22 protein-coding genes are annotated in these 26,053 nt (G+C 69.4%); 4 read left to right on the top strand and 18 right to left on the bottom strand.

Annotated elements, in window-relative coordinates:
• Nucleotides 1–3 precede the first annotated feature (3 nt).
• Nucleotides 4–924, bottom strand: a complete 921-nt coding sequence (locus MNO14_RS16285) for a Ku protein (RefSeq protein WP_241944716.1) — start codon at nucleotides 922–924, stop codon at nucleotides 4–6.
• 263 nt (nucleotides 925–1,187) lie between these two features.
• On the opposite strand from MNO14_RS16285, the gene MNO14_RS16290 reads away from it, so the two are divergent.
• A complete protein-coding gene (locus tag MNO14_RS16290; protein ID WP_241944717.1) occupies nucleotides 1,188–1,385 on the top strand; it encodes a hypothetical protein in 198 nt (65 codons plus the stop codon).
• A 145-nt stretch (nucleotides 1,386–1,530) separates the two neighbouring features.
• On the top strand, nucleotides 1,531–3,708 hold the full coding sequence (locus MNO14_RS16295) for a glycoside hydrolase family 3 N-terminal domain-containing protein (RefSeq protein WP_241944718.1): 2,178 nt from the start codon (nucleotides 1,531–1,533) through the stop codon (nucleotides 3,706–3,708).
• A 71-nt stretch (nucleotides 3,709–3,779) separates the two neighbouring features.
• Here MNO14_RS16295 and MNO14_RS16300 read toward each other — a convergent pair whose 3' ends face one another.
• From MNO14_RS16300 to MNO14_RS16325, 6 genes are all read right to left on the bottom strand, one after another.
• Nucleotides 3,780–4,175: a DUF6165 family protein gene (locus MNO14_RS16300; RefSeq protein ID WP_241944719.1), complete on the bottom strand. Its 396-nt coding sequence runs from the start codon at nucleotides 4,173–4,175 to the stop codon at nucleotides 3,780–3,782.
• Nucleotides 4,176–4,208: 33 nt separating this feature from the next.
• Nucleotides 4,209–4,973, bottom strand: a complete 765-nt coding sequence (locus tag MNO14_RS16305; protein ID WP_241944720.1) for an N-acetylmuramoyl-L-alanine amidase — start codon at nucleotides 4,971–4,973, stop codon at nucleotides 4,209–4,211.
• 66 nt (nucleotides 4,974–5,039) lie between these two features.
• Nucleotides 5,040–5,297, bottom strand: a complete 258-nt coding sequence (locus MNO14_RS16310) for a hypothetical protein (RefSeq protein ID WP_241944721.1) — start codon at nucleotides 5,295–5,297, stop codon at nucleotides 5,040–5,042.
• Between the two features lie 47 nt (nucleotides 5,298–5,344).
• A complete protein-coding gene (locus MNO14_RS16315) occupies nucleotides 5,345–5,605 on the bottom strand; it encodes a hypothetical protein (RefSeq protein ID WP_241944722.1) in 261 nt (86 codons plus the stop codon).
• Nucleotides 5,606–5,659: 54 nt separating this feature from the next.
• Nucleotides 5,660–7,525: a S8 family peptidase gene (locus MNO14_RS16320; RefSeq protein WP_241944723.1), complete on the bottom strand. Its 1,866-nt coding sequence runs from the start codon at nucleotides 7,523–7,525 to the stop codon at nucleotides 5,660–5,662.
• A gap of 68 nt (nucleotides 7,526–7,593) precedes the next feature.
• The gene (locus MNO14_RS16325) at nucleotides 7,594–12,699 is read right to left on the bottom strand and encodes an ESPR-type extended signal peptide-containing protein (protein ID WP_241944724.1); all 5,106 of its coding nucleotides are present in this window, start codon (nucleotides 12,697–12,699) and stop codon (nucleotides 7,594–7,596) included.
• Here MNO14_RS16325 and MNO14_RS16330 point away from each other — a divergent pair.
• Nucleotides 12,698–14,050: a HAMP domain-containing sensor histidine kinase gene (locus MNO14_RS16330; protein ID WP_241944725.1), complete on the top strand. Its 1,353-nt coding sequence runs from the start codon at nucleotides 12,698–12,700 to the stop codon at nucleotides 14,048–14,050. The genes MNO14_RS16325 and MNO14_RS16330 overlap by 2 nt on opposite strands.
• On the opposite strand, the gene MNO14_RS16335 is transcribed toward MNO14_RS16330, so the two are convergent.
• From MNO14_RS16335 to MNO14_RS16365, 7 genes are all read right to left on the bottom strand, one after another.
• Nucleotides 14,034–14,762 (bottom strand): response regulator transcription factor, encoded by a 729-nt coding sequence (locus MNO14_RS16335; protein ID WP_241944726.1) that lies wholly within the window; start codon nucleotides 14,760–14,762, stop codon nucleotides 14,034–14,036. The genes MNO14_RS16330 and MNO14_RS16335 overlap by 17 nt on opposite strands.
• Nucleotides 14,763–14,865: 103 nt before the next feature.
• Nucleotides 14,866–16,173, bottom strand: a complete 1,308-nt coding sequence (gene amt, locus MNO14_RS16340; RefSeq protein ID WP_241946372.1) for an ammonium transporter — start codon at nucleotides 16,171–16,173, stop codon at nucleotides 14,866–14,868.
• A 55-nt stretch (nucleotides 16,174–16,228) separates the two neighbouring features.
• Nucleotides 16,229–16,567: a P-II family nitrogen regulator gene (locus tag MNO14_RS16345; protein WP_241944727.1), complete on the bottom strand. Its 339-nt coding sequence runs from the start codon at nucleotides 16,565–16,567 to the stop codon at nucleotides 16,229–16,231.
• A 28-nt stretch (nucleotides 16,568–16,595) separates the two neighbouring features.
• The gene (locus tag MNO14_RS16350) at nucleotides 16,596–17,300 is read right to left on the bottom strand and encodes a TorF family putative porin (protein WP_241944728.1); all 705 of its coding nucleotides are present in this window, start codon (nucleotides 17,298–17,300) and stop codon (nucleotides 16,596–16,598) included.
• 229 nt (nucleotides 17,301–17,529) lie between these two features.
• A complete protein-coding gene (locus tag MNO14_RS16355) occupies nucleotides 17,530–17,679 on the bottom strand; it encodes a hypothetical protein (protein ID WP_241944729.1) in 150 nt (49 codons plus the stop codon).
• On the bottom strand, nucleotides 17,679–19,088 hold the full coding sequence (glnA, locus tag MNO14_RS16360; RefSeq protein WP_241944730.1) for a type I glutamate--ammonia ligase: 1,410 nt from the start codon (nucleotides 19,086–19,088) through the stop codon (nucleotides 17,679–17,681). The genes MNO14_RS16355 and glnA overlap by 1 nt, the downstream gene beginning before the upstream one ends.
• Nucleotides 19,089–19,255: 167 nt before the next feature.
• Nucleotides 19,256–19,729 carry an Lrp/AsnC family transcriptional regulator gene (locus MNO14_RS16365; RefSeq protein ID WP_241944731.1) on the bottom strand — a complete coding sequence of 158 codons (474 nt, stop codon included), beginning with the start codon at nucleotides 19,727–19,729 and terminating at the stop codon, nucleotides 19,256–19,258.
• Nucleotides 19,730–19,858: 129 nt separating this feature from the next.
• Here MNO14_RS16365 and phhA point away from each other — a divergent pair, with 129 nt between their 5' ends.
• Entirely contained in the window at nucleotides 19,859–20,761 is a 903-nt protein-coding gene (gene phhA / locus MNO14_RS16370; RefSeq protein WP_241944732.1) for a phenylalanine 4-monooxygenase, read from the top strand.
• Nucleotides 20,762–20,795: 34 nt separating this feature from the next.
• Here phhA and MNO14_RS16375 read toward each other — a convergent pair whose 3' ends face one another.
• The 4 genes from MNO14_RS16375 to MNO14_RS16390 all read right to left on the bottom strand — a co-directional run bounded on the left by MNO14_RS16375 (nucleotide 20,796) and on the right by MNO14_RS16390 (nucleotide 26,050).
• Nucleotides 20,796–22,943, bottom strand: coding sequence for a TonB-dependent receptor (locus MNO14_RS16375; RefSeq protein WP_241944733.1), 2,148 nt, complete (start codon nucleotides 22,941–22,943; stop codon nucleotides 20,796–20,798).
• A gap of 95 nt (nucleotides 22,944–23,038) precedes the next feature.
• Nucleotides 23,039–24,067: an alcohol dehydrogenase AdhP gene (adhP, locus tag MNO14_RS16380; protein ID WP_241944734.1), complete on the bottom strand. Its 1,029-nt coding sequence runs from the start codon at nucleotides 24,065–24,067 to the stop codon at nucleotides 23,039–23,041.
• 100 nt (nucleotides 24,068–24,167) lie between these two features.
• Entirely contained in the window at nucleotides 24,168–24,806 is a 639-nt protein-coding gene (locus MNO14_RS16385) for a response regulator transcription factor (RefSeq protein ID WP_241944735.1), read from the bottom strand.
• Nucleotides 24,803–26,050, bottom strand: coding sequence for a histidine kinase (locus MNO14_RS16390; protein ID WP_241946373.1), 1,248 nt, complete (start codon nucleotides 26,048–26,050; stop codon nucleotides 24,803–24,805). Before MNO14_RS16390 ends, MNO14_RS16385 begins: the two co-directional genes overlap by 4 nt.
• Nucleotides 26,051–26,053: the final 3 nt, after the last annotated feature.

The following is a 26,053-nucleotide window of genomic DNA, read 5'->3' on the forward strand; positions in this document are numbered from 1 at the left end:
GCGTCATGAGGCCTTGCGCACAGCCTTTTTCGCGGTCTTCTTGCTCGCCTTGGCGGCGCGCTTCTTCGCCGGTGCTTTCTTCCGGACGGGGGTCTGCTTGCTCGCGGTCTTCTTGGCCGGCGTGCGCTTGTTGCTCTGCAGGCTCTGTTCGAGCAGCGAGACGAAGTCGACCACGTTGGTGGCTGCGTCCTCGCGCGGCGCGGGCTCCTCGGTCACGCGCGTGGTCGCGCCCTTGGCCTTGATGCGCTTCTGGATGATCGCCGCCAGGCGCTCGCGGAACTCGTCGTGATAGCCCTCGGGGTCCCAGTCGGCCGACATTGATTCGATCAACTGCGTGGCCATCTGCACTTCTTTGTCGGCGATGCGGTACTTGGACGTATCGCCGGTGGGCAGCTTGTAGTCATTGGGATCGACCAGCTCCTGCGGATAGCGCAGCAGCATCAGCACCAGCGCATCGTCCTCGGGCAGCACCGCGCACAGGTATTCGCGCGTGCGGATCACGACCCGCGCGATGCCGATCTTGCCGGTCTTCTTCAGCGTCTCACGCAGGAGGACGTAGCCCTTTTCGGCTTTCTTGCCCGGCACCAGCACATAGGGCTTTTCGAAGAAGCGCGTGCCGATGCTGCCGGCATCGACGAAGGCCTCGACATCCACCGACTCGTGCGACTCGGGCGCGGCCGAGGCGATGTCCTCCTTCTCGATCACGACATAGCTGCCCTTGTCGTACTCGAAGGCCTTGACGATCTCCTTCCACGGCACTTCCTCGCCGGTGTCGGCGTTGACCCGCTCGAAGCGGATCGGCTTCTTGTCGCGCGAATCGAGCATGCGGAAGCTCAGGTCGGTGCGGCGCTCGCCCGACATCAGCGACACCGGGATGTTGAGCAGGCCGAACGACAGCGAGCCGGACCAGATGGGACGTGCCATGGAATCTCCGATGCGCAGCGGCGCAGGTGCGCGCGACCTGCACGGCATGGCGGGACGCGGTCCTCGCAGGCTGGCAAAGGCCTCGTGGACCCCGCGTCAACCTGGCCGCCGCGCGCCTTGTGCTCGGGCAAGACACGGCGTCGGCCGAGGCGCCCGCATCGAACTGACCGGACCGCCCCCGGGGGCTGCCGACCCTGCGCACCTGGGCCCCCCGCGCGGGCGCTTTCACGTCTGGTTGCGCCCGCCGGCGCACAGTGATCGGCATGCACCCAGACCACGACATCGACAAGACGCCCGACGAGCGCGACCGTGCGCCGACTCCGGCCTCGCCGGAAGACGCGCGCGAGCATCGTGGGCACCGCGAACGGCACGAAGAAAACACCCAGGACGAGGCGCTGGAGGAGACCTTCCCGGCCAGCGATCCGGTCTCGCCGTTCGTGCCCGCTCGCAACCCGGAGTGAGGGCGTTCCAAGGCCTGGAGACCGTCGCGCGCAGGCCCGGCGGACAGCACGTCGCCTGCGTCCCGGCCATTGGGGCCACCCCTATCCGCAGAACGGAGCCAGGCCCCTATAATCGCCGGCTGTAATCGTTTACACAGGATCGACGATGCGTCTTGACGACCGGCTGGAAGCGCTGCTCGCCCGTATGACCGTGGAGGAGAAAGTCGGCCAGCTTGGCATTTTCGCCGACATGTTGCGGCCGTTCGCCGCCGACGTGAATCCTGAGATGAACGAGCTCAACGCCGGCGAACTGCGCGAGCGCATCCGGGCCGGGCGCGTCGGCGCGGTCTTCAATGGCGTGGGCGCCGCCCAGGGACGCGAAGCGCAGCGCATTGCGGTGGAGGAAAGCCGGCTCGGCATCCCGCTGCTGATGGGCGCCGACGTGATCCACGGCATGCGCACAGTGTTCCCGATTCCGCTGGGCGAGGCGGCGAGCTTCGAGCCTGAACTGGCCCGGCGCACCGCACGCGCGGCCGCGATCGAAGCCACCGCCTGCGGCCTGCACTGGACCTTCGCCCCCACGCTCGACATCGCCCGCGACCAGCGCTGGGGCCGCGTGGCCGAAGCCGCCGGCGAGGACGTGGTGCTGGCCAACGCCTTCGCGGCCGCGCGCGTGCGCGGCTTCCAGGGCGACGACCTGACCGCCGACGACGCGCTGCTGGCGAGCCCCAAGCACTTCGTCGGCTACGGCGCGGTGATGGGCGGGCTGGACTACAACAGCGTCGAGATCTCCGAGGGCACGCTGCGCGACGTCCATCTGCCGCCGTTCAAGGCCGCGATCGATGCCGGCGCGCTGACGGTCATGAGCGCGTTCAACGACATCAACGGCGTGCCGGCCTCGGCCCACGACGGCCTGCTGACCGACCTGCTGCGCGGCGAATGGAAGTTCGGCGGCTTCGTGGTCTCCGACTACACCGCCGATTTCGAGCTGGTCGCGCACGGCTTCGCCGCAGACGACCGCGAGGCGACCAAGCTGGCGTTCACCGCCGGCGTCGACATGAGCATGCAGAGCGGGCTGTACGCCGCGCACCTGCCGGATCTGGTCGCCAACGGTGAGGTGTCGATGGAGACGCTCGACGAGGGTGTGCGCCGGGTGTTCGCGGTCAAGCAGGCGATCGGCCTGTTCGACAATCCCTACCGCTCGCTCGACCCCGAGGCCGAGGCCGCGCTCGATCCGCAGGCATTACACGGCGATCTCGCACGCGACGCCGCCCGGCGCTCGATCGTATTGCTCAAGAACGATGACGACCTGCTGCCGCTGAAGAAGACCGGGCAGAAGCTCGCGCTGATCGGCCCCTACGCGCGCGACCGCGACAACATCGAGGGCTGCTGGACCCTGTTCGGCGACAAGCGCCTGCACGTGAACCTCGAGGACGGCCTGCGCGCTGCACTCGACGACGGCGATGCGCTGACGGTGGTCGACGGCAGCGGGATGGAAGAGGCACTCGACGGCGGCCTCGACGCCGCGGTGGCCGCCGCGCGCGACGCCGATGTCGTGCTGCTGGCGATCGGCGAACCCCAGAACTACAGCGGCGAGGCACAGTCGCGCACGCAGATCGTGATCCCGCCCGCGCAGCAGGCGCTGGCCGAGGCGGTCGCCGCAACCGGCACGCCGGTCGTCGTGCTGCTGCGCCACGGCCGCGCGCTCGCACTGCACGGCGCGGTGCGTGATGCGCAGGCGATCCTGGCGACGTGGTTCCTCGGCACCGCGACCGGGCCTGCGATCGCCGATGTGCTGTTCGGCGACTACAACCCGTCCGCGCGCCTGCCGGTGAGCTTCCCGCGCGACTCGGGCCAGCAGCCGCTGTACTACAACCGCCAGCGCACCGGCCGTCCCGAGCTGCCGGAGATGAGCGAGTTCAAGAGCCGTTGGCGCGAGATGCCCAACAGCCCGCTGTATCCGTTCGGCCATGGGCTGTCGTACACCCGCTTCGAATACGGCCCGGTGCAGTTGTCGACCGACACGCTCGACTGGGACGGCACGCTGACCGTCTCGGCGACGCTGCGCAACACCGGCGACCGCGCCGGCGAGGAAGTCGTGCAGTTGTACATCCACGACCGCGTCGCCAGCCGCGTGCGCCCGATCCGCGAGCTCAAGGCCTTCCGCAAGGTCGCACTCGCCCCGGGCGAGGAGACCACGGTCGCGTTCGAACTGCAGCGCGACCAGCTCGCCTTCACCACCCGCAGCGGCGCCTTCGCCGCCGAGCCGGGCCTGTTCGACGTGTGGATCGCCCCGCATTGCGAGGCCGGCGAGGCGGTGCAGTTCACGCTGCGCGGGGCCTGACGCGCGCAGCGGGCGTCTGCGCCGGATCGTGACCGGCCGTTCGCCGCACGCGCGGCGACTGCCCCCGCCTTTCAGTCCGCGTCGGCGGCGTATTGCTTCTCTTCGATGAAGCCGGCGCCGGCCAGGCGGTTGATCGCGTTCTTGAGCTCGACGCGGGCGTGGTTGGTCGTGGCGACGGCGCGCGCGAGGCGGATGAACTCGTCGTCGAAGGTCTGGCTGCGCTCGCGGTCGCGCAGGCCGTCCTGGATGTCCCACATCGTCGCGTTGACCGCCTTGAGCTCGGCCTTCAGCGATGCGAAGCCGGGATCGCCCGCCTCGACGCCGCGCCACGGCGCCAGCAGCGCCTCGAGTTCTGTGCGCACGTGCGCGAGCTTGTCGGCATCGTCGAGCCGCTCGGCCTTGATCTCGAGGATGGTGATCTTGTCGGCGAGTTCGCCGACCGATACCGGGGTCATCACTGCGCCCACGTCTGTCTCCTCGTCGCTGGAAAGCCGGTCATTCTAGTCGCGCGTCGGCTGCGCGGCCGGGTGGATGGCCGGGATCGTCCAGCCCTGGACCAGCGCGTACAGGATGCGGCGGTCTTCATCGTCGAGCGCGCCGGTCGCCTGGGCGCGGAAGCGCAGCCGGAATGCGCGCGCGGTCGCGTCGGGATCATCGGTCGAATAGCCCAGCGTGCGCAGCGCCTGCAGCGCATCGAAGCCCGGCGGCGCGGGCGGCGTGCCGTCCTGCGGCCAGACGCCATAGCCGTGTTCGGCGAGCCGGCGCCAGGGGAAATGCACGCCCGGGTCGATCTTGCGCGTGGGCGCAAGGTCGGAGTGGCCGATGACGTTCTCCGGCGCGATCCGCCAGCGCGTGCGCAGGTCCTCGAGCAGCACCAGCAGGCTCTCGATCAAGGGCTCGGCGAACGGCTCGCGGCCGTTGTTGTCGAGTTCGATGCCGATCGAGGCCGAATTGACGTCGGTGATCGCGCCCCAGCGGCCGGCACCGGCGTGCCAGGCGCGATCGAGGTCGGACACCAGCTGGTAGCGCTCGCCGTGTTTGCCGATCAGGTAGTGGGCACTGACCCGGCCGCCGCTGTTGGCGGTGCGCAGCGTGTCGAGACTGCGTTCGACCGAGTCCTGCTCGGTGTAGTGCAGCACCACCAGCACCGGCCGGCGCGCATCGGCGTTGGCCGACGGCACCCAGGTGGCGAGCGGATTGCGCGGGGCCTGGTGGGCGCAGGCCGACAGCAGCAGCGCGGCGACGAGGAGAGAAAGGAGGCGCATCGCCGCATTGCACCCGTTCGTCACCGCGGGCGCAACCCGCGCTGCGGCGCCGGCCTCCCGAGGCACTCAACGATCGAGCAGCACGCGGACCAGGGTGCCTTCGGGCAGGCGTTCGACGCGCAGTTCGTACCAGCAGCGGTCGCGGGCGAGCCGCTCGCACTTCCACGACAGGAAATCGAGCGACCAGGTGAGCGGCGAGGCGCCGCTGCGTTCCAGGAACTGCGCCAGCGGAAACACCGCCTCCTGGCGACGATCCTCGCGCAGCGACCACGCCGTCCAGTGCAGCAGCCAGTCGTAGTCGGCCTGAGGGACCTCGGGTTGCATCGGGGATGTCTCGCTGTCGATCGGGTGTCACCTGCACGGCGGCGCCATCAGGCATGCGGCGGACGTTGGCGGACGATGCGCACCCCTTCGATGCCGCCGGGCAGCGTGTGCGTCTGGATCTCGTACCACTCGCCGGTGCGGATCAGCCGGTCACTGGCCCAGGACACGAAGGCGAACGCCCAGTCTTGCTCCGCCATGCCGCTGCAGTGCGCGACCGCATCGCGCGCCAGGTCCAGCCGCTCGCCTTGCGGGCACGCTGTCCAGCCGGGCAATCCGGCAATCCAGTCGAACGCGGTGCAGGGCGGCATGACAACGCGCACCCGCCCGCACCGCCTCCGGCGATGCGGGCGGGCACTTGGCGCCTACTGGCGCGCGACCAGGGTCAGGCCCGCGTACGTGCCGCTCAGGCGGATGTAGTACTTGCCCGCCTGCGGCGCGGTGAAGCGGACGGTTTCGGTGTTGCTGTTGGCACGCGTGGAGAACGCATCCCGGTCGGTGGCGGTCGGGACCCGGCCCCTGGCGACATGCATCGACACATCGCCGGTGCCGCCGAAGGTCATGAAGGTCAGTACCGTGCCGGCCGTCGCTTCGAACGTGTAAAGCGCGTCTTCGACACCCGCCGACAGGCCGCGCAACTCGACCTTGTTCACCAACGGCACCTCCAGCGGTGCGCAGTCGCTGGTGCACGGCGGCTGCGTCGCACGATGCAGCAGCTGCGCCGCATCCAGAATGCCCGCCCCCATTGGCGTGTTGGTGGGAATGGCCACCGGGAACGGTCGCGCGGTGCGCCGCAACAGGTCGCGCATGTCGCTCCAGTTCAATGGCGTCTCGACGACGCTCTGCACCATCGCCGCGGCCGCGGCCACATGCGGCGAGGCCATCGAGGTGCCGGTGTAGCCGCCCAGGACCCAGTCAGCGGTCGGGCGCGTGGTGCCGGCGTTGACTACCTGGAAGATGTAGCCGTTCGGATTGCCATCGACATCGCCGCCGCCGCCCGGTGCCGACAGGTCGATCCGGGTCCCCCAGCTGGAATAGCTGGCCTTGCCGCCGGTGACGCGGGTCGCGCCCACCGAGATGACGCCGGTGCACGAACTCATTGTGTAGGTGCCGGCATTGGCATTGGAGTTGCCGGCGGCCACGACGACGATCGAACCCTGCGCGTTGATCTTGTCGATGGCGTCCTGGTACAGCGCCGGGCACGCCTGCGGGCCGGTGCTGCCCAGGCTCATATTGATGATCTCGGCCGGATTGGGATTGTCAGGCACGCCCTCGACCGGCAGGCCGGCGGCCCACATCATGCCGTCGGCGATGTCGCTGCCGTAGCCGCCGCACGAGCCGAGCACGCGCACCGGCACGACCTTGGCATCGTGGGCGAGGCCGGCCAGACCGGCGCCGTTGTTGGTCTGCTGAGCGATCGTGCCGGCGACGTGGCTGCCGTGCCAGGAGCTGTCGCGCGGCGCATTGCCCTGTGCGCCCAGCGCGACGCAATAGTTGGCCTCGACCCAATCGCCCACGTCCCAGCCGCCGGCCACGCGTGCATCGGTGTCGCGGCGGGAAATGCGCCGGTCGCTGATCATGTCGTAGCCAGGCAGGACGTTGACCGCGAGATCGGGATGATTTTCGACGATGCCGGTATCGACCACCGCGACCACGACGCCTTCGCCGGTGGAGATGTCCCAGGCCTGCTCGGCACGCACGCCGCCGGTCGGGTCCTTGAAGTTCCACTGCAAGCGCGCGTACTCGGGATCATTGGGCACGGCGGCCGGCATCACCGTCGGCGCACGCGCCACATCGGCGCGCTGATAGAGGCGGTCGACCTCGACCCGGAGCACGCCGGGCTCGGCCGACAGTTCGCGGATGAAGCTCGCGCGCTCGGACTCGGTCATCGCGCGTGAGGCCTGCACCACGTGCCAGCCCGGCGCGGCCATGCTGCGCAGCACGCGCGCGGTGGCGGCCGGGCGCGCGGCGGAGGTCGCGGTCGCGGCGACCGCGCTCGACAAGCCGGCGCGGCGGACGCTGGTCGTCAGCGCGCTGCCCAGGGCGGCGCGGCCCTGCGTGGACGGCAGGCTGGTTTTGACGATGAACCGCTGGCCTTCCGCCGCAGCGGCTTGCGTTTCGCCGGCAAGGTCGCGGGTCACGCTGCGGTCGAGGCGAGGGCCTGCGGCCTGCGCGCCGCCGGTCAGCAGGATGGCGGCGATCGCCGCGCCGAGGGTGGTTTGGATACGCATGGAACGTGTCTCCGTCGAAGAGTGGGATGTCGCGAGGGACGGCGGCGCCGGTCGACGCCGCCGAGGTGTCACAGGTCGATGCCGAAGCCGAAGCCGGCCGATTTCTCGTCGCCGCTGAACGCGCCGCCGAGGCTGAAGGACGCGCGCTCGCCAACCCGCTTGGCGTAGCCGATCGACAGCGCCTGCTCGCCGCTCTGGAAGCCGGCGCCCACCGCCACCCGTCCACGCGGGCTCTGCGTGCCGGCCGCGTTGGTGGCCATGTTGAGCATCGCCGCGCTCATCGCGCCCTGCCGGTCCATGCGCCGGTCGACGTCGCTGAAACGACGCTCGACATCACCGCGGTAGGCATCGAACTGGTCGCCCCACGCGGCCAGGCGCTGGTCTGTGTAGGCCTTGGACGAGGCGACCGCCTGTGTGGCGGTGGTGTCGGCGTAAGCCTTGGCCTCGGTGACACCGGCGCGGACCTGGGCGACATTGGCGGCATCGGTCGCCTGGGTGCCCGCGGCGACGTTGGCGATCTGTCGCTCGGCACCCGCACTGCCGACCGAGACGGTCTGGGCACGGTCGGCAACCGAGCCCTGGCCGAGGGCGACCGCCCCCTGCGCGGTGACGCTGGCCCCCTGACCGAGCGCGGTGCCCGAGGCCGCGGTGACCGAGGCGCTTTCGCCGATGGCGACCGCGTTCGTGGCATCGGCCGAGATGCGGCTGTTGGCGCCGACCGCGGTGCTGCCATCAGCATGCACCTGGGCGTTGCCGCCGACGGCCGTGTCGTTGGGCCCGTGCGCATAGGCGTCGCTACCGACCGCGACGCCGTTGGCGCCGTTCGCCGTGGCGCCTGCACCGACCGCCACCGCATTGGTGTCCGTGCCCACCGTGGCCGGCGCACCGCCGCCGACCGCGACGCGGTCATTGGTGCCCTGGTTGCTGTCGATCACCGTCTCGACCGCACCGACGCGGGTCTTGAGCTGGCTGATCTGCACATCGAGCGCGGCGAAGGTCGCGCCGATCGAGGCGTACTGCGTGCCCTGCACGGCATAGCTCGGCGCTGCCAGCGTGCCGAACGCAGTCACCGCGGCGCCGCCGCCCAGGACCTCGGCCATGCTCTGCAGGCCGCCGTGCAGCTGCGCGCCGTTGATCGCCTGCGTGCTGTCGGCCGACACCGCGCCTGCGGCCAGGTTCGACAGCACCGTGCCGTCGGCACCCGCCAGCGAGATGCTTGCCTTGTCGGCATCGTCGTAGGCCACCGCGTTCTGCGCGACCCCGGCGACGTCGCCGATGCGCGTATCCAGATCGTCCACGCGGCCTTCCACCTGGGTCACGCGCGTGTTGGTCTCGAACAACTGGCTGCCGTTGACCGCGTCGGTGCTGCCTTCGGTGAGTTCGCCGGCGGCGACGTTGGTGATCACCGTGCCGTCGACGCCGGCCAGCGAAATGCGCGCTTTGTCGACATCGTCATAGACCACGGCATTGGCCGAGAGCTCGCCCAGGCCGCCGGCGACAGCCTCGAGCTGGGCCAGGTTCACGGCATCGGTCGATTCGGTGCCGGCAGCGACGTGGGTGATCTGCCGCTCGGCACCTGCCCGGCCCACCGAGATCGTGTTCTCGCGGTTGGCCCACGAGTTCGCGCCCAGGGCCACGCTGTTGTCGACACCGGTCCACAAGCCATTGGCCTGCTGGCGACCGACGATGGCCGAGGTACCCAGCGCAATCGAGTCAGACCCATAGGTATTGGTGCCGACGCCGATGGCGATGCTGTTGAGATACAGGATCGGCGAGGGCGCGAAAAAGTCGCCGTTCCAGACCATCGAGCGGTTGCCGATCGCGATCGAGTTCTGGCCGGCGGCCGCCGATGCCGTCCCCAATGCGACGGCGTTGACGTTGCGGGCCGACGCCCCATTGCCCAGTGCCGTGCCGCCCTCGTAGAGGGCATTTGCGCTCGACCCGACCACCGTGGTGCCCTTCGCGCTGGCGCGCGCGCCCGAGCCGATCGCCGTGGTGAAGTCGAACGTGGCCTGCGCACGATCGCCGATCGCGATCGCATCGTAAGCGGTCGCCTGCGTCCGATAGCCGATCGCGATCGAGCGGATGGCGGTGGCTTCGGCCAATGCACCGATCGCGGTGGCGGCGTATTCGGTCGCCTGCGCGCCGCCGCCGATCGCCGTCGACAGGCGGCCGGCCGCCTTGGTGTTGCGCAGGAGCTGGCCCATGAAGTTCGAGCCGATTTCGTCCTCGCGCACGTCGACGATGCCGCCGACCGCAACGGCCGACTTGCCACTGGTCTCGGACTGCGCACCGATGGCGGTGTTGAAGTCGTCGTTGGCCTGCGCGCCGGCACCGGCGGCCGTCGCGCCCAGCCCCAGAGCGGCGGTCTGGCTATGGATCACCACGCCGCGCGGCAACGTGCTGTAGTCGATGTCGAGGACGCCGCCGAACGCGGTCGACGAGCCGCCGACCGCGAGACTGTCGCGGCCCACGGCGGTGGCGTTGTTCGCGTACGAGACCGCGCCGGCGCCCAGCGCGACGGTGCCCGTGCCGACCGCCGCGGATGCCTCGCCCGCCGCCAGCGCGTTCTCACCTTCGGCGTATGCGCCGGCATCGCTGTCGGCGCTTCCGGTGGCCTGGACATAGCGCGACGCTTCGGCGGCGGCCGCTTCGAGCTGCGCCACGTTCACCGCATCTGTGGCCTCGATGCCGGCGGCGACGTGGGTGATCTGGCGTTCGGCGCCCGCGCGGCCGATCGAGATCGTGTTGCTGCGATCGGCGATCGAGCCGGCGCCCAGCGCGACCGCATCGTCTACGTTGCGCGGCAGTCCGTCGTCTTCCGGAACGGCCCAGCCACCGACGATCGCGCCTGCACCCAACGCGACAGAACGGCTGCCGTTCACCTCGGCATCGGTGCCTATCGCGATACCGTCGGTGAACTCGACAACGGCCTCGCGGTAGGGATTGCTGTGCCACACGGTCGCCTTGCCGATGGCGATGCTGTTGGCACCGGTCGCCCAACTGCCACTGCCGAGCGCGAGGCTGCCTGGGTTGTTGGCCAGCGCCCCTTCTCCGACCGCGGTGGCATTCTCGCCGATCGCGGTCGCGAAGCTGCCCAGTGCGGTGGATCGGACGTGGGTGGCCCGTGCGCCGCCGCCAATCGCGGTGGCCCACTCTTCAGATGCCTCGGCGCGGTCGCCGATCGCGGTCGCATCGTAGGCCAGGGCCTGGCTGGCGTAGCCGATCGCGACCGCACGGATGCCGCCGGCGTTCGACAGTGCGCCGATCGCAGTGGCGGCGTAATCCGTCGCTTGCGCGCCACCGCCGATCGCCGTCGCAAGACGACCCGATGCCCGCGTGTTCTGCAGCTCGACGCCGGCGAAGTCCTCGCCGAGTTCGTCCTCGCGCACATCGACGATACCGCCGATCGCGACCGCCGACTTGCCGGTGGTTTCGGTCTGCGCACCGATCGCGGTGTTGAAGTCGCCCTCGGCACGGGCACCCGCGCCGAGTGCCGTCGCTGCCAGTCCGCTGGCGGCCGTCTGCTGGTCGAGCACCACGCCGAACTCACCCACCGCGCTGTAGTCGAGCTGCAACATGCCGCCGAGCGCCGTCGATGACGCGCCCGTCGCGAGGCTGTCTTTGCCGATCGCGGTTGCGGTGTCGGCGTATGCCAATGCGCCGCCGCCGACGGCCGTTGCACCTTGCCCGACGGCCGAGGCCGCCTCGCCCGCCGCGAGCGTGTCATCGCCTTCGGCATAGGCACCGGCATCGCTGTCGGGATTGCCATTGACGCCGATGTAGCGATTGACCGCCGTGGCCGCCTCGAGCTGAGCGACGTTGACCGCATCGTTGGCCTCGGTGCCGGCCGCGACGTTGACGATCTGGCGCGTGCGCGCCGGATTGTCGGTCGCGTAGGACCACGCTTCCGATGCGCCGACAGACACCGTGTTGGGCCGGTCGGCCAGCGAACCGACGCCGATCGCGACGCTACCGGTCGCATCGCTGCGCGCGTGCGTGGACGCACCCAGCAGGGTCGACGACGGGGCGAGCGAGGCCGCGTACGCGCCCAGTGCTGTCGACATCTCGCCAGCGCCGGCCTTGAAGCCGATCGCGGTGGCCGATTCGCCGTGGGTCAGCGCGGTGTTGCCGATGCTCGTGCCGCCGGCGCCGAGCGCCTGCGCGTAGGGGCCGACGACGATGCTGCCTGCAGCCCAGGCCGACGAAAAAACACCGATCGCGACGGTCTCCTGGGCTCTGGCGCCCGCGCCGACGCCGGCGGCCACCGAATAGCGCCCGAGGGCGAGTGCATTGGCGCCGAGCGCCGTGGCGCCTTCCGCCCGGCCCTTCGCACCGAAGCCCAGCGCCGTCGCGTACAGGCCTTCGCTGATCGAAGACGCACCGACGCTGGTCGCCGCATCGTTGCGCGACACCGCATTGACGCCGATCGCCATCGCGCCGGCCGATTCGGCCAGCGCGTTGTGGCCGATCGCCATGCTTCGCCATCCCTGCGCCTGGGCGGCGTTGCCCAGCGCCAGCGCCTGGTCGCCGACCGCGGTCGCCTGCATGCCCAAGGCGGTGGCGGCCTCGCCGTCGGCGAGACTGTTGTGACCGACCGCGGTGGCGCCGCTGCCGTTCGCGACCGCGCCGCCGCCCAGTGCCGTGGCGCCGCTGCCGATCGCCGAGGCGGCTTCGCCGGCGGCCAGCGCGTTGTCGCCTTCGACGTACGCACCGGCGTCGCTGTCGGCGCTACCGCTGGCCTGGAAGTAGTGCGCGACGGTGTCCGCGTCGACAGCGGCCGGTGTGTCGTAAGCCTGCACGCCGACGGCGGTGGCCTGCGCCAGTGCGGTCAACGGCAACGCCAGCACCAGGCCGGCGACCACTGCGCCTGCGCGACGTCCGCTGCGGCTGCGCGCCAGTTCCGAGGCCACGACCATGCGACCGAGCTCGGCGTTCCAGAGGGTGCGGTAGATGCGGTTCATTTCGGAGGTCTCCGGTAGCGTTTCATGAAGGCGAGCGCGGTCGTGCGGCGGGCCTGCGCCCGTCACCACCGGCTTTCCGTGTCTTGGCCCTGTCATCCCGATCGGATAGGGCGTCCCCGTCTGCGACCCTACGAGGCGTCCACGCCTCTTGTCACCTGCACGATCTCGCTGGAATATCACGCGATTCTCACGGTCTGCCGGGCTCGCCATGTACCGTCCGTTTCTGCGCTGGCTCGATCGCGCACCGGTCCAGGACCCGGTCGACCAGCGCAATGCGCGCGTGATCCAGGCGCTGTTGCTGTTTCTCGGTGTGACCGTGCCGGCGACGGTGACCTTCGCTTTGGTGGCCAGCTGGCCGATGCTGCGCGCCGAAGGGCTGCCGTGGCAGATCGCCGTGTCGCTGTCGATGAGTCTGGCGATCGGCCTGATCGCGCTGGGCGGTGTGGCGCTGATCCGCCACGGTCGCTTCCGCCTGGCAGTCAAGTTGCTGATCGGCGTGCTGCTGGCAGTGTTCGCGGTGAACATGGCGCTCAACGGCCTGCAGAAACAGATCCCCGATCAGCTCGCACAGCTGCTGGTGATGCTGCTCAGCGGTCTGGTGCTGGGGCGACGAGCGTTGTGGACGAGCTTTGCGCTGCTCGCATCAAGCGTGCTGCTGGGCGCGGTGCACGATGCGCACGTGCTGTTCGCGCAGACGCCGGCGCGCGCGTTCTACAACCTGCCCTCGGTGCTGTTCACCTACCTACTGGTCGCGATCCTCATCGACCGTACGACCGAAGCCCTGCGCGAGAGTCTGCGCGAATCCAATGCACGCGGCGCCGCACTCGAGCAGGAGATCCGCGAACGCGAGCGCACGCATGCCCAGCTCATCCACGCGCAGAAGAAGGAAATCACCGAGCGCATGGCCAGCGGCATGGCGCACGACTTCAACAACATCTTCTCGGTGATCGCGGGGTTTTCGGCCGAACGCCACGAGGACGACGGTGGCAGCGATGCACAGCGGGCCGCGCAGCTGGAGAGCAGCCTGGCATCGGTCGAGGCCTCAGCGCGACGCGGCATGGCGATCAGCCGGCGCCTGCTGCGCTTCAGCCGCCGCGACGGCACCCAGGTCGAGGTCTTCGACGCGGGGGAGGCGATCGACGCGCTGCAGCCGATGCTGCGGCAACTGCTCGACGCGCGCATCGTGCTGCGCTTTGAGCGTGACGCTGCACCGCTGCCGATCCTGTTCGACCGCAGTCAGTTCGAGCTGATGTTGCTCAACCTCGCGTCCAACGCACGCGATGCGATCGACGGGACGGGCGTGTTCGAGATCCAGGCGCGGCGCGCCCGGGGCGAGGTCGCGATCACCCTGCGCGACGACGGCGCGGGCATGCCACCGGAAGTCACCGCGCGTGTGTTCGAACCGTTCTTCAGCACCAAGCCCGCCGACAGTGGCACCGGCCTGGGTCTGGCGGTGGTGCACGAGTTGGTGACCACCGCCGGCGGCAAGATCACCGTGACCAGCGCGCCGGGCGCCGGCACCACGTTCCGGATCGCGTTGCCGCTCAGTCCTGCGGCGTGAGCAGGTAGCCGCGGCCGTGCACGGCCGTCAGCGGCAGCGTTTCGCCGCAGCGCGTGCGGGCCTTGCTGCGCAGGCGATGGATCATCGAGTCAATGCGATGGGCATCGAAGTCGTGGACCTGATCGGTCAGCGCCTCGATCAGCGCCTCGCGCGCCACCAGTTCGCCGGGCGTCTCGAACAGCCGACGACACAGCCGACGCTCGCTCTGGGTCAGGGCGGCCGAGCCGCCCGCCGGCGACAGCAGGCACCAGCCATCCGCACTCAGGCGCCATCGGCCGGGCGTGTCGCGCGCTCCGGTGGGGGCTGCCACAGCGTCCAGGCGCCGCGCGAGACTGTGCAGCGTGGCGGCGAGCAGGTCGATCTCGATCGGCTTGGTCAGGTAGGCATCGGCGCCTTCGGTCAGGCCGCGGACGCGGTCGCCGGTCTCGGCGCGGCTTGTCAGCATGACCACGCCCAATTGCGGGCGCGTCTCGCGCAGGGCGCGTGCAAGACTGAAGCCGTCGCCGTCGGGCAGCCCGACATCGAGCACGACCAGATCGACCGGATGCAGGTCGAGGTGCGCGCGCAACGCCGCGATGGTTGCAAAGCCCACCGCGGCGAAGCCGAAACGCTGCAGGCCGGGCAGCAGGATCCGCTCGCGCAGCATGGCCTCGTCCTCGAGCACGGCGACGTGCAGCGCGGCGGTCATCGACGAAAGGTCAGGTCCGGTCATGTGGGCCGCATCCTAGCCTCGCCGCCGCGCAGCGGACAAATCACCCCTGCCTACAGGCGCGGGCGGCAGCCCCCACTGCCGCCCGCCCGGCCCCTTCCCGCGATTAGGTCTCGTAGGCCGACTCGCCGTGCGAGACGATGTCCAGGCCCTGGCGCTCGTCCTCCTCGCTCACGCGCAGGCCGACCACCGCGCGCGTGACCAGGATCGCGAGCGTGGTGACGACCGCGCACCAGAGAATCGTGAACAGCACACTGAAGGTCTGCGCCCAGACCTGGGCACCGATCGAGCCCTCGATGCCGGTGCCGCCGAGCGAGGCGTCGCTGAAGACGCCGGTCAGGATCGCGCCGACGATGCCGCCCACCGCATGCACGCCGAACACGTCGGCGGTGTCGTCGGCGCGCAGCAGACGCTTGAGGCCGTTGACGCCCCACACGCACACCGCGCCCGCGACCGCACCGATGACCAACGCGCCGATCGGGCCGACGCTGCCGGCGGCCGGCGTCACGCCGACCAGGCCGGCCACCGCGCCCGACGCCGCGCCCAGGGCCGACGGTCGTCCCTTGCTGATCGCTTCCACCAGGGTCCAGGCGACCACGCCGGCGGCCGTGGCCACCATCGTATTGATCATCGCCAGCGCCGCACTGGCATCGGCGGCCAGCGCCGAGCCGGCATTGAAGCCGAACCAGCCCACCCACAGCAGCGAAGCGCCGATGAAGGTGAACGGCACGCTGTGCGGCTTGATCGCCTCGCGCCCGTAGCCCAGCCGCCGGCCGACGAAGTACGCGCCGACCAGTCCGGCGATGCCGGCGTTGATGTGCACCACGGTGCCGCCGGCGAAATCGATCACCCCCCTATGCGCGAGGAATCCGTCCTCGCCGCTCCACACCATGTGCACCATCGGCAGATAGGCGAAGGTCACCCACAACACCGAAAACAGCAGCACCGCGCAGAACTTGATGCGCTCGGCGAAAGCGCCGATCACCAGCGCGGCGGTGATCCCGGCGAAGGTCGATTGGAACACCACGAACAGCAGCTCGGGTAGGCCGTCGGCGTCGCTCTGCGGGGTGATTCCGCGCAGGAACGCCTTGTCGGTGAACGAGCCGAAGAACGCGTTGCCGCTGGTGAACGCGGCACTGTAGCCATAGGCGATCCACAGCAGGATCACCACCGAGAACACCACCAGCACCTGCACCAGCACCGACAGCACGTTCTTGGCGCGGACCATGCCGCCGTAGAACAGCGCCAGCCCCGGCACCACCATCAGCAGCACCAGCAAGGTCGAGGTGAGCATCCAGGCGACGTTGCCGCTGTCGAACACCGGGGGCGCGGCTTCCGGGGTCTGCGCCAGCGCGCCGGTCGATACGCCGAGCGATGCGAGCGTGCACGCAAGCAGCAGGCCCACTGCCTGCATCCGGGGGGTCGACCCGCGGGTTTGGATCAAGTTCATGGCATGTCTCCGGATGGGGTTAAAGCGCATCGGCGCCGATCTCGCCGGTACGAATACGCAGGGCCTGCTCGAGCGCGACGACGAAGACCTTGCCGTCGCCGACCTTGCCGGTCGCCGCCGCAGCGGTGATCGCTTCGAGCGCGGCCTCGTAGGACGCATCGGTGACCGCGCATTCGATCTTGAGCTTGGGCAGAAAATCGACTACGTACTCGGCGCCGCGATAGAGCTCGGTATGGCCCTTCTGACGACCGAAGCCTTTGACCTCGGTGACCGTCAGGCCGGTCACGCCGGCCTCACCGAGCGCCTCGCGGACCTCGTCGAGCTTGAAGGGGCGGATGATCGCGGTGATCAGTTTCATGGATGTCTCCGGTTGCGCGATCGCGGTGTCAGAACGACTTGGTGATCGCGAAGGTGAGGGTGTCGTCGGGACCGACGAGGTCGTTGTCGTGCCACGTCAGAGCGAGTTCGAAGCCGTTGTCGAAGGCCTTGCCTACGCCCGCCGACCAGAACGCGTAGGTCGCCGTCCCCGCACGACCGGCGACCCACTGCTTGCCGACGGCGCCGTTGAGCGACCAGCCCGGGGCGAATTCCCAGCCCAGGCCGAGGTCGAGGTTGCTGCTGCCGTCCGAGTCGGGAATGCCGAACAGATCGCTGACGGCGTAGGAATACTTCGCGCTCAAGATGCCCCAGCTCAGACCGGCATAGAGCTCGGTGGTGTCGGCCTTGTCGAAGCCGGCGGGGTAGCGGCCCGGATACCAGTAGTGCACGGCGCCGACATCCCAACCGAGCCCGGAATCACCGAAGTCGCCGCGAATCCCCAGGTAGCCATCGAGTTCGAGTTGGCTGGATACCGCCGGATCGCTGTCGGCGAGCCAACTGATGCTGCTGCCCCAGGTCCCGGCGTAGAACCCGCTGTCGTGCGCCCATTCCACGCCGCCCTGCAAGGCAGGCTTCTCGTCGGTCTGGGTGATGCCGCGGAACAGGTAATCGCTGGTCAACGTGATCGTGCCGGACACTTGCGCGTGCACGGCGCTCCCCGACAGCAGCCCTGCACACAGCAGGACGTTGCGTACGTGCTTGCATGACGACATGACAGGCTCCTCATCTGAAAGGAAAGCCCTCCCCGGTCATTGCTGTCTGCATCGGCGATGCCGAGCAGATGGTGCTTCGGCGGGTCGACCTGCCCCCTGGCGGTCGTCCACCGCGACCGGCGCTCTGTGGCGTCTGGTGGCCGCGTTCGGTCCTGCGTTGACTGCGTGTGGCGCCGCTTGCGCGGTGAAACGAAGAAGGGCCTGCCATATGGCAGGCCCTTCGCTTGCATCAGATCGCGTAGTACATCTGGTATTCGAGCGGGTGAGCCAGGCACGCTTGCGCGGCACTGCCGCGCGTGCCCGGCGAACGCCCGTCGCGCTGCGACGGGCCGGACAGCCGCCCCGTCGAAGCCATGGCGATGACGTACGCGATGCCCATCAGATCGCGTAGTACATCTGGTATTCGAGCGGATGGGTCGCGCCGCGGAACGCGGTGACTTCCTTCATTTTCAGCGCGATGTAGGCGTCGATGAAGTCGTCGGTGAACACACCACCGGCCTTGAGGAACTCGCGGTCCTTGTCGAGCGCCTCGAGTGCCTGGTCGAGCGAATGGCACACGGTCGGGAAGTTCTTCTCTTCTTCCGGCGGCAGGTCGTAGAGATCCTTGTCGCTGGGGCCGCCCGGGTCGATCTGGTTCTTGATGCCGTCCAGGCCGGCCATCATCAGCGCGGCGAAGGTCAGGTAGCCCGACTGCATCGGATCGGGGAAGCGCATCTCGATGCGGCGCGCCTTCGGATTGGCGACGTACGGAATGCGGCACGAGGCCGAGCGGTTGGACGCCGAGTAGGCCAGCATCACCGGCGCCTCGAAGCCCGGCACCAGGCGCTTGTAGGAGTTGGTCGAAGCGTTGGCGAAGGCGTTGATCGCACGCGCGTGCTTGAACACGCCGCCGATGTACCACAGCGCGGTCTGACTCAGGCCGCCGTAGCCGTCGCCGGTGAACAGATTGGTGCCGCCCTTGGCCAGCGACTGGTGCACGTGCATGCCGCTGCCGTTGTCGCCGACGATCGGCTTGGGCATGAAGGTCGCGGTCTTGCCGTTGCGGAAGGCGACGTTCTTGACGATGTACTTGAGCGTCTGCAGTTCATCGGACTTGGCGACCAGCGAGTTGAAGCGGGTGCCGATCTCGCACTGGCCGGCGTTGGCGACCTCGTGGTGGTGCACCTCGACCTCGATGCCGACCTGCGACAGGGTCTTGCACATCTCGGCGCGGATATCGTGCAGCGAGTCGAGCGGGGCGACCGGGAAGTAGCCGCCCTTGATGCCCGGACGATAGCCGCTGTTGCCGCCCTCGTATTCCTTGGATGAGTTCCAGTGCGCCTCTTCCGAATCGATGTGGAAGAAGGTATGGCCCATCTCGTTGCCGTAGCGCACCGAGTCGAAGATGAAGAATTCGGGCTCTGGGCCGAAGAAGGCCTGGTCGGCGATGCCGCTGGACTTGAGGAACGCCTCGGCCTTCTTGGCGATGCCGCGCGGGTCGCGCTCGTAGGACTGCATCGTCGTCGGATCAAGGATGTCGCAGGTGATCACCAGCGTCGGGTCGGCGGTGAACGGGTCGACAAATGCGGTCGAGGCGTCGGGCATCAGCACCATGTCCGAGTTCTGGATGCCGCGCCAGCCGTTGATCGACGAGCCGTCGAACATCTTGCCGTCCTCGAACAGGCCGGGCTCGACGATCGACTGCGGGAACGTGACGTGGTGCTGCACGCCGCGCATGTCGGTGAAGCGCAGATCGATGAACTCGATCTTGTGGTCCTTGATCAGCTTTTCGACGTTGTCGATGGACATCGGGAACGATCGCCTTGAGGTTGGGTGTATTGGTGAACAAGCAACCCGCGTGCCAACCGATGTCTTCCTTTCAGATCAATGATTTACACCCAGCCGGCTGATGACGTGATTGGCGACATGCACCATGTTGGTGCTACCTGCGCAAGTTCGCACTGATCCGGTGCAGCTCAGATCGGCAGCGGCAGCCCGCGCCAGGCCTTGACGGTGCGCAGTACGAAGCTCGAATTGACGTCGTCGACCGCTGGCTGGTTGAGCAACCGGTCGAGCAGGAATCGCGAGAAGTGCTCCAGGTCGCGCACCGCGATCTGCAGCAGATAGTCCATGTCGCCGGTCAGCGCGTGGCAAGCGACCACCTCGTCCCAGTCATCGACCAGCTGCGCGAAGCCGGCGACCGCGGCGCTGTCGTGATGCTTGAGTTGCACACGCACAAACGCCTGCAGCCCCAGCCCCAGCCGCTCGGCATCGACCTCGGCGCGATAGCCGGCGATGACGCCATCGCGTTCGAGCCGCTGGACCCGGCGCAGGCACGCCGAGGCCGACAGGTGCACGCGCTCGGCGAGATCGGCGTTGCTCTGCCGGCCGTTGCGCTGCAGCTCGGCGAGCAGCAGCAGATCGGTGCGGTCCAGCGTCGCAGCGGCCATGGATTGCTCAATTTCGTGTTCGGACGCACGGATATTGCGCGAAAACCGGCTTTGTACGCAACGAACGCAAGCCCGTTGCGGGCCAGTGGCGCTATCGTCGGAGGCCTGGTGTTTTCTTAGGAGCGTGCGATGTCCGCCCAGCCTTCGAGCGCCCCGCGCCGGGTCGAGAACCTGCAGACCGACAAGGGCAAGGTCCCGGTCTATGCCACCGGCATCGTCGAGCAGCCGTGGGACGACTACAGCGCCGACGACCACGCCACCTGGGCCACGCTCTATGCGCGCCAGCGCGCGCTGCTGGTCGGGCGCGCCTGCGACGAGTTCCTGGAGGCGCAGGACGCGATGGGCATGACGCCCGACGCGATTCCGAAGTTCTCCGAGCTCAACACCGTGCTCGAGGCCGCGACCGGCTGGACGCTGCTGGGCGTCGAGGGCCTGCTGCCCGAGCTCGATTTCTTCGACCACCTCGCCAATCGCCGCTTTCCGGTGACCTGGTGGATCCGCCGTCCCGACCAGATCGACTACATCGAGGAACCGGACTTGTTCCACGATCTGTTCGGCCACGTGCCGCTGCTGATGAACCCGGTGTTCGCCGACTACATGCAGGCCTACGGCCGCGGCGGGGTCAAGGCGCACGGCATCGGTGCCGAAGCGCTGCAGCACCTCACGCGGCTGTACTGGTACACGGTGGAGTTCGGGCTGATCCGACAGGCGCAGGGTCTGCGCATCTTCGGCGCCGGCATCGTGTCGTCGAAGGGCGAATCGATCCATTCGCTCGAATCCGACGCGCCCAACCGCATCGGTTTCGATCTGGAGCGGATCATGCGCACGCGCTACCGCATCGACACCTTCCAGAAGACCTACTTCGTCATCGACAGCTTCGAGCAGTTGATGGAGGCCACGCGCCCGGACTTCGCGCCGATCTATGCACGGCTGGCACCGCTGGACGCGATCGATGCCGGCACGGTGCAGGACAGCGACCGGGTGTTCCACCGCGGCACCGGCGAGGGCTGGGCCAGCGGCGGCGACGTGTGAGGCGGCGTCTGCGCGCGATGCGCTGATCCTCGGCTCAGCGGTGCCAGGTCCACTGCGCACCGAGCAGCACACCGCGGCCGGGGCCGGGTTCGTAGAACCGGCCGTTGCCTTCGTTGACGATCACCGAGCCGATGTAGGCCTGGTCGAGCAGGTTGTCGACGCGCAGGAACGTGCGCAACTGCCCGGCCTCGAAGTGCCAGCGGCGCGCGCCTTCCAGATGCAGCAGGGCGTAGCCCGCGGCGCGGCCGGTTGCAAGATCGTCAACCACCACATCGCCCACCCCGACGCCTTCGATCGCCGCACTCCAGGGACCGCCGGTCCAGTCCAGTCGCGCGAACAATTGGCGCGCCGGCACACCGGGGATGCGCGCGCCGGCCGCGACTGGTGTCGTCGGCACGGTGCAGCCCGCACCGGTGCAGACGCGGTAGGCATCGCGGAAGGTCGCGTCGAGCCAGGTCGCCGCGACATGGAGCTCGAAGGCCTCGCCCAGCGGCTGGCGCAGGGACAGTTCGGCGCCCTGGCGACGCGCGCGTCCGACGTTCTGGAAACTGCTGCGGCCGCCGACATTGCGCGCGACCGCAAGCTCGTTGTCGGTGTCGGCGCGGAACAGCGCGGCGTTCCAGGTGGCGCCGGCGGGCGCGCGCCACTTGGCGCCCAGCTCGAGGTTGTCGCTGATCGCCGGCGCGAGGTCGAACGCCAACCCGGCGCCGCCGTCGGCGCGATAGCCCAGCTCGTTGAAGGTCGGCGTCTCGAAGCCCCGGCCGGCCGACAGGTAGGCGCGCAGGTCGTCGCGCGGCGCGAACACCAGCCCGGCGACCGGCGAGGTCTGGCGGTAAGCGATGCGACCGCTGTCGTCGGGATTGCCCGCGGTGACGTAGGCATCGCGCGAGACGAACTCGACCTCGCTGTGGCGCACGCCGGCCAGCAGCGACCAGCGCGGCGCGAACGCCCAATACGCCTGCGCGAACTGGTCGCGGTTCTCGACCGTGTTGCGTTCGTCGCGTCGCCGCGCACCGCGCACACCGAGCGCGTCGCCGACGAAGTTCTCGAAGCCCTGGCGATGCTGGCGCTGGCGGTCGGCGTTCGCGCCGACGGTCAGTTCCAGCGGCCGGCCGGCAAGTGCGCCCTCCCAGCTCCAACGCAGATCGAGACCGCCGTAGGCATTGTCCAGGTCGATCACACCGCCCGAGTTCAACGGGTTGGCCTGCGCGGCCGCGGGAATCGGCAGGACCTGTACCACCCTGCGTTCGCCGCCATAGGCCATCGCGCGCAGGGTGTGCGCCTCGCCCACGCCGTGCTCGTAGATCACGCCGGCCTGCTGCTGGCGCACCGTCTTGCGGGTGTCGAACTGCTGCGCCACCGTCGCGACCTGACGCGGATTCGCACGGACCTGGTCGGCGGTCAGCCCCAGCGGATCCTGGGCGTCGATGTCGACCCAGTTGGCGACCAGGTCCAGGCGCCGCCGGTCGCCCAGATCAAAGCGCAGCTTCGTGTTCGCCGAGTCGCGGCGCGCGGCGCTGTGATCGCGCCAGCCATCGGTGTCGAAGCGCGACAGCGCGAGGTTGTAGCCGACCGTCTCGCTGCCGCCACGCAGCTGCGCGGCCAGGCTGGTGGTGGCATCGCGCCCGTGACTGGCCTTGAACCGCCAGTCATCACCCGGCGCGCCATCGGCGCTCCAGATCTGCAGCACGCCGCCCGAGGAATTGCCGTACAGCGATGAGAACGGGCCGCGCATGATCTCGATGCGGTCGCCACCGACGAGGCTGAAATGCGAGAGCTGGCCCTGCCCGTCGGGCATCGAGGCCGGGATGCCGTCGGCGTAGAGCCGCACGCCGCGCACGCCGAAGGTCGAACGCGCGCCGAAGCCGCGGATCGACAGCTGGGTGTCCTGCGCGTGGTTCTGGCGATCGCGCGCCAGCAGGCCCGGCACGCCGGCCAACGGCTCGGAGGCGACAGTGCCGCTGCGGCTGCTGTCGGCATCGTCGAGCCGCAACGCATCGACCGAGGCCGGGGTGTCGAAGTCCGACACGCCGCGCAGCCGAGTGGCGTCGACCCGCACCCGTTCGAGGGTGCGTGGTGCGTCGAACGCGCTGGCCGGCACGGCGGCGCAGCAGGCGGCGATCGCCAGGGGCAGGGACGCGAGAAACGGGGTGGCGCGGAACGCGACGAACGGCAGAGGCATCGGCAGGCGGGCGCAACGGGGGGTGTGCACCGTAACAGACGCCCTGCAACGCACCCGTGCCGCCGGCCGCAGTCGGGCCGACGGCGCGGTGCAGCTCAGGCCGCGAAGTCGAGCACCACGCGCCCTTCGATCTTGCCCGCGTGCATGCGCGAGAACACGTCGTTGATGTTCTCCAGGCGGTCGGTCGAGACCGTCGCGGCGACCTTGCCCTGCGCGGCGAAATCCAGCGACTCCTGCAGGTCGAGGCGGGTGCCGACGATCGAGCCGCGCACGGTCACGCCGTTGAGCACCATGCCGAAGATGTCGAGCGGGAACGCGCCCGGCGGCAGGCCGTTGAGCGAGACCGTGCCACCGCGGCGGACCATGCCGATCGCCTGCTCGAAGGCCTTGGGCGAGACCGCGGTGACCAGTGCCCCGTGCGCACCGCCGATCTCCTTCTTCAGATAGGCGACCGGATCGGTGGTGCGGGCGTTGACGGTGACCGTCGCCCCCAGCCGCGTGGCGAGGGCGAGCTTGCTGTCGTCGACATCGACCGCGGCCACGTTCAGGCCCATGGCACGGGCGTACTGCACCGCCATGTGGCCCAGGCCGCCGATGCCCGAGATCACGACCCAGTCGCCGGGCTTGGTGTCGGTGACCTTCAGGCCCTTGTAGACGGTGACGCCGGCGCACAGCACCGGGGCGATCTCGACGAAGCCGACGTTCTTCGGCAGATGGCCGACGTACCCGGCATTGGCCAGCGCGTACTCGGCGAAACCGCCGTTGACCGAATAGCCGCTGTTCTGCTGCGCCTCACACAGCGTTTCCCAGCCGCCCAGACAGTGCTCGCAATGGCCGCAGGCCGAGTACAGCCACGGAATGCCGACCCGGTCGCCTTCCTTGATGTGGGTCACGCCCTGGCCAACCGCGACCACGTGGCCCACGCCCTCGTGGCCGGGGATGAACGGCGGATTGGGCTTGACCGGCCAGTCGCCGTCGACCGCGTGCAGGTCGGTATGGCAGACACCGCAGGCCTCGATCTTGACGAGGATGTCGCCGGCCGCCGGACGCGGCACCGCGACTTCTTCGATGACCAGCGGCTTGCCGAATTCGCGGACCACCGCGGCCTTCATCGTCTTGTCCATCGTCCAGGCTCCAGCGCAGTCAAGGGAGGATCAGGCTAGCGCGGCCCCGGCGCGGCCGCCTTGATCCGCATCAATCCCCTTCGCCGCGGCGACGGGCCGGTCAGATGACGCGCAGGGTGATCGCCTTGAGCACCGCCCGCGTGCGGTCGCGGGTGCCGAGCTTGTCGAGGATCGCCGAGACGTAGTTCTTCACCGTGCCCTCGGCCAGGAACAGGCTGCGCGCGATCTCCTTGTTGGAGTAGCCGCCGGCGAGCAGGCGCAGGATCGCGACCTCGCGTTCGTTGAAGGTCTCGCGTGGGGCCTGGTCGTCGTGGAACCGGTAGCGCGCCCGCACCGGCTCGGTGCTGACCGGCTGCAGCAGCGTCTCGCCCGCGGCGACGCGCGCGATCGCATCGCGCAGATCCTCGGGGGCGGCGTCCTTGAGCAGGAAGCCCTGCGCGCCGGCATCGGTCGCGCGCAGCAACAGGTCGCTGTCGTCGAAGGTGGTCAGCAGCAGCACCGGCGTGGTGTCGCCGCGCGCGCGCAGCGCGGTCAGGGCATCGATCCCGTCCAGGCCAGGCATGCGGATATCGCTGAGCACCACATCGACCGGCTGCGCGGCGATCCGCTCGAGCAGGCTCGTACCCGAATCGGCCTCGACTACGATGACGATGCCCTGGCGTTCCAGCAGCGCGCGCAGCCCGGCGCGGACCAAGGCCTGGTCGTCGGCGAGCGCGACGCGCACAGCCGTCGCACTCATGCCGGCAACTCCGCATCGATCCGCATCCCGCCGTGGGCATTGCGTGCCAGGCGTACGCGGCCCTGCAGCGCGACCAGGCGCTCGCGCATGCCGGCGATGCCGTTGCCTTCGCGCCAGTCCTCGCGCACCAGGCCATCGTCCTCGATGGTCACATGCAGCACGCCGTCCGCACGGTGCAGGGCGACATCGAGCGTGTCCGCATCGGCGTGCTTGGCGGCATTGGTCAGGGCCTCCTGCACCAGCCGCAATACCGCTTCGGCGATCGCCGGGTCGGTCACCTGCACGTCGTCGGCGATCGACAGCCGCAGCACCGGGCGCGGCATCGGCGCGGCCAGCGCGCGCAGCGCGGTCGCCAGATCCAGTCCACCGCGCTCGCGCAGGGCCTGAACCACGTTGCGGATGTCGGCCAGCAGTTCGCCCGACAGCTGTTCGGCCACGCGCAGCTGCGGGTTGTCGGCCAACGCCGGCTCATCGACGAGCGCACGCAGGTTCAGACGCATCGCGGTGAGCTTGTGGCCGGCAACGTCGTGGAGTTCCCGCGCCACGCGCAGGCGTTCGGCATCGCGCGCACTGTCGGCGAGCAGCGCGCGCGTGGCCAGCAGATCTGCATTGACGCGCGAGAGCGTGTCGCGTGTGCGCTCGGCGCTGCGCGCGTAGTGCATGCACAGGCCCGCGAAGGCCTGGAAGCCGGCGAAGATCAGCACCACCATCAGCGGCGCGCCGAAGCCGGCGATGTGCTTGAGGATCAGGTAATAGACGACGTCGGCGAGCACCAGCGCGACCGTCGCCGCGCGCGGCGGCCAGTGCGAGAACGCCGCCGCGATCCAGACCACCAGCAGTATCGGCGCTGTGCCGGGCTTGGGAGCGAGCGCGATCAGCGCCAGCGCAATGATCGGCAGCAGCGCGACCACCGCGTGCTTGACCCGTCGCAGCCGCGGCGGCCACAGCGACAGCGACAGGAACCCGACGGCGAACAGGCCGAGCAGCAGCCAGGCCGTCGCCTGGCGCCCCGGTTCGTAGTACCGCACCGAGTACGCAACCGCCCCGAGCGTCAGCAACGCGGCGAGATTGAGCGGTTCGAACAGGCGGCGAGGCTGGGTCATGGCGCCATGCTGCAAGTCGGCGCCGGCGGCGGCAATGGGCGGGGCGCAGAAAGTGACTTCCGGCACTGCGGATCGATGACCACTGGCAGCAGGCGGCGCGGAACGGCGCACGGAGACTGTAGCCACACCCCACGAGGACATCGC

It is taken from the genome of Luteimonas sp. S4-F44, assembly GCF_022637415.1.
Lineage (GTDB): Bacteria > Pseudomonadota > Gammaproteobacteria > Xanthomonadales > Xanthomonadaceae > Luteimonas.